The organism is Methylobacterium sp. WL64 (assembly GCF_008039945.1).
GTDB lineage: Bacteria > Pseudomonadota > Alphaproteobacteria > Rhizobiales > Beijerinckiaceae > Methylobacterium.
Map to the genome: position 1 here is coordinate 1 of NZ_VRVA01000191.1, position 6,818 is coordinate 6,818.

Consider the following 6,818-nt stretch of genomic DNA (forward strand, 5'->3'; position numbering starts at 1 on the left):
GGGAAGCGGACGTGTGGCGTCCGGTTGGTCAGGCCTGCGGGGCGCTTAGGACACCGGGGAAGCGGGCGCGGAGGGCTCGGGCGTGGTCGATGACCTAGGTGTGGCGCTGGCGCAGGTCGGCGGCGTCACCGTCGGCGCGGGTGATGCGGACCCGGTAGGAGGCGGCCAGCACTAGGCAGGTCGCATGGTCCTGGCGGGCGTGGGCGAGGCGCTCCGTCGGCGGTCGTAGTCCGAGGGGGACAGTGTGGTTCATGGCGCCCCTCCCCTCAGTGCGCGGCCAGGTAGCGGGCCATCTTGGCGGCGCGCCACCTGGCGGTGAGGCAGACGGACATCGCCTCGGCCCAGGTACAGCCGTACCGCTCCTGATGGGCGCGGGCGGCGGAGGCCGCGGCCGACATGATAGCGCCGCAGTCGAACTGGCCGGCGGCGAACAGAGGGCGGCGGGTGGTGCGCACCGTACATGTCGATGCGGGCCTTGGCCAACAACAGGCCGGGGGCGATTGCCGGTCGGCTGTCGTGCAGGCTGCGGGAGAAGTTATTCCAGGAGACGGTCCGGTGGGCCATTTGTCGGCTCCGATCTAGGTATTAAAACTAGATACGGCTCCCTCATCTCCATTCCAACAGATTTATAGGTGTGATACATAGATAGCCCATTAAGTAGAACAGATGCTTACCACCGGCAACCAGCTTAAAGCGGCGCGCGCGCTCATTGGGATGGAACAGTCTCGGCTTGCTGAGGCAGCCAGCCTCAACGTCAACACGATCCGGAATATGGAAGCAGCAGGAGCTGGGCCGATCGCGGGGCGATCCGTGAACGTGCAAGCGGTCCAACGAGCGCTTGAAGAGGCGGGGCTAATCTTCCTCAACGACGGCGAGCCTGGCGTGAAGCTGCGCCGCAAGGATCAAATGTGAACGACAATGGGGAGGCGCGGGACAAGCTCGTCGCGAACGAGCGGCGGAAGCTCTCAGCGACCTACCTCAATGGGTTGGCGGTCGCGGTCTTCGCGGTGGGCGGGTTCGCCCCATTCATTTCGACTGTGCTAACCTCCGGCCCTGGGGCGCAGAGCCCATTCCTAGTGCTCGTGGTCATGGCAGTTTGCTGGATGGTCAGTGGCGCCATACATTCAGCGGCACGGGCTTCCCTAAAGGGTCTTCAGCCATGACGACCGCTCAACTTCTGCTTCTGCTTTCCGTGCCGCTAGGCGGCGGCGCTCTAGCCGTATGGGTGCTGTGGTTGAACCGGCGCGAGAGTCCGACCCGGCCGTGAGCGACGCGCCGGCGGACAGCTCATCGCCGGCCTTCATGCTCGATACCAATGTGTTCTCGCGAGTGTTGGACGGTGTGCTGCCGGTACCCAATAAGGCTGGTCGTCGCTTCCTTGTCCTCGGCGTACAAGCAGATGAGTGCCAAGCTACGCGGGCGCCCGCCCGGCGAGCCGGATTGCTTCGGGTTATGGAAGAGGTAGCGCCAGGGCTGTGCGCTGCTACCTCATTCTGCATCGGCATCGAAGGCGCCGGTCTTGGCCAGGCACACTGGAATGATGGGACCGGTCGCTTCAACGTGATGCTGGCTCGCCTCAAGGCGCTAGATCCAAAGCCACCCAGGAAGGATGCCAATCAGATCCGCGACATCGTCATAGCCGAGACGGCACTGAAACTCGGCGCCACGCTGGTCAGCGACGACGTAGCTTTGCGCGCAGTGATGACAGAGTTTGGTGGGATCGCTGTCGCTTCGGCGCATCTAGCATGACCGCCGGCCCGGAGTTCATCCCCGAGAACGGCGGCGGGGCCGGGATCCGGTTCCGAGAGCGGAAGGGATAGGCATTGGAGCGAGCAGGCCGTACCACCGAGCACCTGAAGGCGAAGGGCTATCTGAAGTGAGAGAGGTCGAGGATCCAACGCGGATCATCAGCATGGCGATAGCGCTCGCCGAGCAGGTCCTTCAAGCCCAGGCTTCGGGCCAGCCATTCGATGAGAAACAGCTCGAAGCTCTCGCCGTTGCGGCTCGCTTCCTCCTCGAGAACGAGATCTCATGGCCACCGGTCGTCGAGAAGGCCATCGATGTTCTGGCCAGTCACCTGGGCAAGGTGAAAGCGGCCTCGACCGTGGTTGAGCCATGAGCGATATTGAACCGGATGAACTTTTTCGCGCCCGACTGCTGCGGGTAGTCGCGGAACTGGATCGACCGATGACGCTGGTGGCGGTGGGCCTGCAACTCGACAGGATCGGTCGCAGATATGATCGGTTCAGGACCGGTGTGCCCCTCGAGGGTTTGGAGCGAGCAGGGCTCAGTGGCCAAAGCTAAGTCGCCGCCGGAGAGCATCGGCGATCTGGTCCATGCCCGAAGGATCACGCGGGCCGACCTCGACGCCGCAGTCGAAGCCTTCCTGGCCAATTCGAAGATTGGGGCATTCGAGCTTGCCCCTGGACTCACCGTCGACCTCACAGCTGTCGTAAAAGCGGATCGCCATGCGACGGCTACCCTTAAGGAGCCTACGGCCAAGGGGGGCAGCCGGCGTGCAGCGGTCAGGTCTGCGCTTCTGCTTGCCCGACCCATTGAGGCTTAAAGCCGCCTTGCAGGGGAGATCGCTGAAGGCGAAGCGGTTTCGATGGAGGCGGCCAGTGGTAATACGAGATCGTGAACTGGAATTCTCGTCGCTGGGCGGCCACGTCACTCGCGATGGCATCACGGTGGAGGTTCACATCCACCGCTCTGCTGACACCGAGGACGAGTGGACCCTGGAAGTCGTTGGTCCAGTATGTCGCCACACTGTTGGGAGCAGACCTTTGCTGACGATCAGGAGGCCCTTCAGGCTTTCGAGAGAGCGGTGGTTGCGGACGGTATGCGGTCCTTCATTGAAGTGACCGTTCTGCACTGCGCGTCTCGCCGACAATGGTCGCGGCGTTCAACACCGTAAGGATCTCAAAGCCGGCGGGTTAGGTGGAACCAGCTGCAGGCACCAGTACACCCAAACCGAAGGCGCCCGACTTCGCAGCCTACGCCGCCGCCCCATACCGAGGTCCCATCGGCCTCCCGGATTTCCGAGGTCGTGACCGTCAACACGCCTCGTGCCGATTGACTGCGGAGCGGGATGCGTTTTTGTGCCCGTCGTCGACGTCCAGACGGGTCGCGTCTTCGACTCCTTCCTCGGGGGCGAGGATCATCTATAGCTCGACATGAAATACCAAATTGACAGTCGACTGATCGCCGCTCGCTAGATATCGAACGAACGGTGTAAGTTCGAAGAGATCGTTTGAACGGGAAGCGCGTTCCAGAGAGGCACCGTCAGCGACCTTGGTGATCGGGAGGCCTGCTGGTCGAACAACTAATCCGCCTCCGCCATCTGCCGCCCCGTGGTTCTGTACAATTTGACGGAAGGTGCGGCGCACCCCGTCAGGAGCGCGCCGCGAAGTTGGCTCGTGGTCTCATCAACGAGCTAGCGCCTACGGCAAAGCCCGGGCCATGAAAAAGCCCGCGCCGGCGAACCAGGCGGGCTGAGTTAAGGGAGCATCCGGGGCGTTACGCCGGGTGCATGTCTAAAGACTACCAGCATCGCAGACATAGGAAAGCCCGCTACGATGACAGATCGGACGGGCTTTCAGCTTCGGACGAAGGTTTCACCACAGCGTCCGAAGCTCTGATGGCGCCAGCTGTTGAGGCGGGTGCCCGAGGCCATTGTAGCGCTGCCGTGCAAACAAAAAAGCCCGCCGCGGCAAACCAGGCGGGCTTATGAAGTTCGTGGTCTCAGGAACGAACCAATAGCTACTTAAAACGAGGTTCGTCTCATTGTTATAGTCGGAACGTCACTTCCCGCCACCGCCGCCCTGGGGCACGGCACGCGAGGGCTGAGCGGCATTGCCACCAGCTGCTGAGTTGTTCGTCATGGTATCGGCGGGCTGACCGGTCGGGGTACCGGTGACGGCTGCCGGTCCTCCAGTCGAACCAGGCTGCGGCGCTGCCACCCCAGGCGTACCGGGAGCCATAGTCGGCGGAGCACCGGGAGCCGTAGCAGGAGGGGCTGCCGTCGGCGATTGTGCGTAAGCCGCTCCCGAAAGCAGGAGCATAAGCGAGATAGACGCCGCAATTGAGCGTTGGTGCATCAGAACCTCGTTGTGTCAAAGAACGCCGGTAACGCGTGCGTGAGGGAAATCGTTTCGCGTTCGAACCAGGTGGGGGCGACCTCCCCCGCCAGCCCGTGATCAAATCGGGCGGACGGCCGAGCTGGCCGTCAGGTAAGCGCTTGGGGATGTGGTGAAGGCTGACCTGTGTACCGCTTCAGATCCAGCGGGCATCCGGTATGCGCCTTGCGGTGCGCGAGTCTCCGGCGGCCTGACTCGGCATACGAACCCGAGAGCACCACGGCTCCGTGACAGGAGGGGCAGCGCTTCTGCGCCATCGCGTAGACGCCCTTGGCCTCGGCCAGGCTGATCGAACGCCAGATGCCCCCAATTTTCGCTTCGCAGGTGCCTGGGTCGGACGTCGTCATGATCCCAAGATGCCATGTTGATGTAGTCGGTGCCAGCGCGTCAGAGCCACGGGCCGAGGGATCGTATTTAGGCGTGAAAACTGCGTAAGTGAGGCACGCGCAGCTTACATTGGGCCCGCACATGCCCCGCTATTTTATAGACCTCCATGATGGCACCGCGGTGCTACGTGACCGGGAGGGCTACGAAGTGCCTAACCTCGATGCAGCGCGCGCCCAGGCGGTCCGAATAATGACCAGGGTTACGCAGGGTCTTGCGGATCTTCCAGGCCGACAGGACTACGTAGCCGCCGTCCGCGATGCCGATGGCGCTGTTCGGTGGCGCCTCAGAGTATCGCTAGACGACAGCCCGATCGATTGATCGCTTCATCGACGGCCTCGTCGGCCTCTCCGAATATCGCCGGCGCTATCACTTCTTGATGGGCAGGCGTCCGACCAGCGATCCGCCTACATCCCGTACAGCCAGCATCCACAGCTCGCCCGGATGATCCTCAGCAACTTCATCAGCCATCTCGCTGATCACGTTACGCGCCTCCTCCAGCGCTTCCTCTAAGCTTCCAGCCTCCACGCCCTCTTCGTCACAAATCGTCTCCGTGCCGTTTTCGATATCGAAATAGAAACGCTCTGGCACCTAGGCTTCCTTCCGGGCGAGGCTCTCGGAAGGGCGTATTGATCCGACTACGTAGTGTGAAACGACACGGCAGTGGCTACACACTCCACTACAGACACTCGTGACTGACCTCAAAACTAAAACCTGTCGTTCAGCGAACATTGATTTTTCACTGGGGTACACTCTCATGTCGGCCCGCGATAAACCGCAAGGTGTAACAGACACCGTCACGGCCGAAAAAACAAATTTAAGTTGTGTTTGCATTTAAGGTGCGTGTTGTCGATCATCAAAGCAAGAATTGTGCCGGAAAAGCCCGAAGTTTAGGAAGCACGTCTTGATACTACTTTTGATCAAAAGTTCTTGTGTAGCCTGGACTCACTCAAATTGAGTAGGTGCTACGACCTATGGCTTTCAAGGCTCGTTGATGACGCGACAGGCGCTATGTCTGGCGCTTGGGCGAGTGCGGCATAGCGCCGGATTACGAGGTCTGGGATATCCACGTCACTGGGGAAGGTGCTTGTGACACAGGTATCTGCATCACAGCTCACTAGGCCTGACCCGCCGCCCCGTGGGCTTCCGCATCAAGGAACGGTTGTGACCTACACCGTGGATCAACTGCCCCCCGGCAGTTACGATGTGCTGCTGGATGGCCGCCTCGTCGCAGCCTTAGTGCGCAGCATGGACCGTGACGGCCTAGAGAGCGAATGGCAGATCGACCTACTGGACGAGACAACGCCGCTTGAGCGCCCCGCACCCTTCACGGCCCAGAGCCATGCCTTTGGGTCGTACCCGGCGGCCTTGGAATGGCTGGGCGTCAGCAAATTTGGCATTGAGCCCGCTGGATGAACCAGATCTGGAACCGGCTTGCGGCGATAAGTGTGGCGGTCGTGCTTGTCACAGCGGTGCGCCTGCTTGAAGCGATCGGTTTGGAATACGCGTTCGAGGACTGTGCCGTTGCAGCTGTCGCGACGGCTGTCGTCGTAGCAGCCGCGGATCTTCGATCATGACCGCCGGCCTGGAGTTCATCCCCGAGAATGGGGCCGAGATCCGATCCGAGAACGTAAGGCGTAGGCATCGAAGAAGTCTGGTCGTATCAGCAAGCCTTGAAGGCAAGAGTTACCTAGAATGAGTGGTACCAGCGCGACAGCCAAGGGCATGGCCGAGGTTCTACACCTGATGAACGAGCTCGCAGAGCAGGTGTTGGCATTACAAGTCATGCAGCTCCCGATCCCCTCGAACCAGTTGACAGCCCTGATCAGCGCCGCTCGGTTCCTTCAGGCGAACCAGGTGGCATGGCCACCGCTTGTCCAAGAGGTCATCCAGGAAATTGCTGCCCAGATGGAAGCGCTCGGACTGGATCCGTCCGACGAGGCTGCTTTGAGCTAAGGTCCGAGCATGAGCAACCCCGAGCCCGATGAGCTATTTCGCACCCGGCTGCTGCGCGTGGTCACAGATACGGATCGCGTCATGGTGAGAGTGGCACGTGGTCCGCAGCTCGACACGATCGGCCGCAAGTACGATCGCTTCAGAACTGGTGTGCCTCTGAAGGGTATGGAACGGACGACACTCAGTGAAAAAAGCTAAAGCTCAACTGGAGAGTACGCCTACGGTGAAGGCCGCAGTTGTGCTTCCGACGGGGCATCAGGCTGCGATCTGCCGGGGCTGAGGCTGGGTCCAGTTCCAGGGCAGAAGGTCGTCAAGACGCCGGGCGGGATGGTCGGGCAG

11 protein-coding genes are annotated in these 6,818 nt (G+C 61.4%); 7 read left to right on the plus strand and 4 right to left on the minus strand.

Annotated features, from left to right (window positions below):
• Positions 1 to 94: 94 nt before the first annotated feature.
• Both FV242_RS35040 and FV242_RS31915 read right to left on the minus strand, forming a co-directional pair.
• Positions 95 to 253 (minus strand): hypothetical protein, encoded by a 159-nt coding sequence (locus tag FV242_RS35040; RefSeq protein ID WP_187278652.1) that lies wholly within the window; start codon positions 251 to 253, stop codon positions 95 to 97.
• A 13-nt stretch (positions 254 to 266) separates the two neighbouring features.
• A complete protein-coding gene (locus FV242_RS31915) occupies positions 267 to 455 on the minus strand; it encodes a hypothetical protein (protein WP_147941731.1) in 189 nt (62 codons plus the stop codon).
• A gap of 211 nt (positions 456 to 666) precedes the next feature.
• Between FV242_RS31915 and FV242_RS31920 the strand changes: the two genes are divergently transcribed.
• The 3 genes from FV242_RS31920 to FV242_RS31935 all read left to right on the plus strand — a co-directional run bounded on the left by FV242_RS31920 (position 667) and on the right by FV242_RS31935 (position 2,119).
• The gene (locus FV242_RS31920; RefSeq protein WP_147941732.1) at positions 667 to 912 is read left to right on the plus strand and encodes a hypothetical protein; all 246 of its coding nucleotides are present in this window, start codon (positions 667 to 669) and stop codon (positions 910 to 912) included.
• 351 nt (positions 913 to 1,263) lie between these two features.
• Positions 1,264 to 1,749, plus strand: coding sequence for a hypothetical protein (locus FV242_RS31930; RefSeq protein WP_147941734.1), 486 nt, complete (start codon positions 1,264 to 1,266; stop codon positions 1,747 to 1,749).
• Between the two features lie 163 nt (positions 1,750 to 1,912).
• Entirely contained in the window at positions 1,913 to 2,119 is a 207-nt protein-coding gene (locus tag FV242_RS31935) for a hypothetical protein (protein WP_147941735.1), read from the plus strand.
• Between the two features lie 168 nt (positions 2,120 to 2,287).
• Here FV242_RS31935 and FV242_RS31945 read toward each other — a convergent pair whose 3' ends face one another.
• Both FV242_RS31945 and FV242_RS31970 read right to left on the minus strand, forming a co-directional pair.
• Complete coding sequence (locus FV242_RS31945) at positions 2,288 to 2,470, minus strand: hypothetical protein (RefSeq protein WP_147941737.1); 183 nt, start codon at positions 2,468 to 2,470, stop codon at positions 2,288 to 2,290.
• Between the two features lie 2,422 nt (positions 2,471 to 4,892).
• Positions 4,893 to 5,114, minus strand: coding sequence for a hypothetical protein (locus FV242_RS31970; protein WP_147941741.1), 222 nt, complete (start codon positions 5,112 to 5,114; stop codon positions 4,893 to 4,895).
• Positions 5,115 to 5,687: 573 nt separating this feature from the next.
• Between FV242_RS31970 and FV242_RS31975 the strand changes: the two genes are divergently transcribed.
• The 4 genes from FV242_RS31975 (at position 5,688) to FV242_RS31985 (ending at position 6,677) form a co-directional block, all read left to right on the plus strand.
• On the plus strand, positions 5,688 to 5,939 hold the full coding sequence (locus tag FV242_RS31975) for a hypothetical protein (protein WP_147941742.1): 252 nt from the start codon (positions 5,688 to 5,690) through the stop codon (positions 5,937 to 5,939).
• A complete protein-coding gene (locus FV242_RS35045) occupies positions 5,936 to 6,100 on the plus strand; it encodes a hypothetical protein (RefSeq protein WP_187278653.1) in 165 nt (54 codons plus the stop codon). Before FV242_RS31975 ends, FV242_RS35045 begins: the two co-directional genes overlap by 4 nt.
• A gap of 118 nt (positions 6,101 to 6,218) precedes the next feature.
• Positions 6,219 to 6,479, plus strand: a complete 261-nt coding sequence (locus tag FV242_RS31980) for a hypothetical protein (protein WP_147941743.1) — start codon at positions 6,219 to 6,221, stop codon at positions 6,477 to 6,479.
• A 9-nt stretch (positions 6,480 to 6,488) separates the two neighbouring features.
• The gene (locus FV242_RS31985) at positions 6,489 to 6,677 is read left to right on the plus strand and encodes a hypothetical protein (protein ID WP_147941744.1); all 189 of its coding nucleotides are present in this window, start codon (positions 6,489 to 6,491) and stop codon (positions 6,675 to 6,677) included.
• Positions 6,678 to 6,818 lie beyond the last annotated feature (141 nt).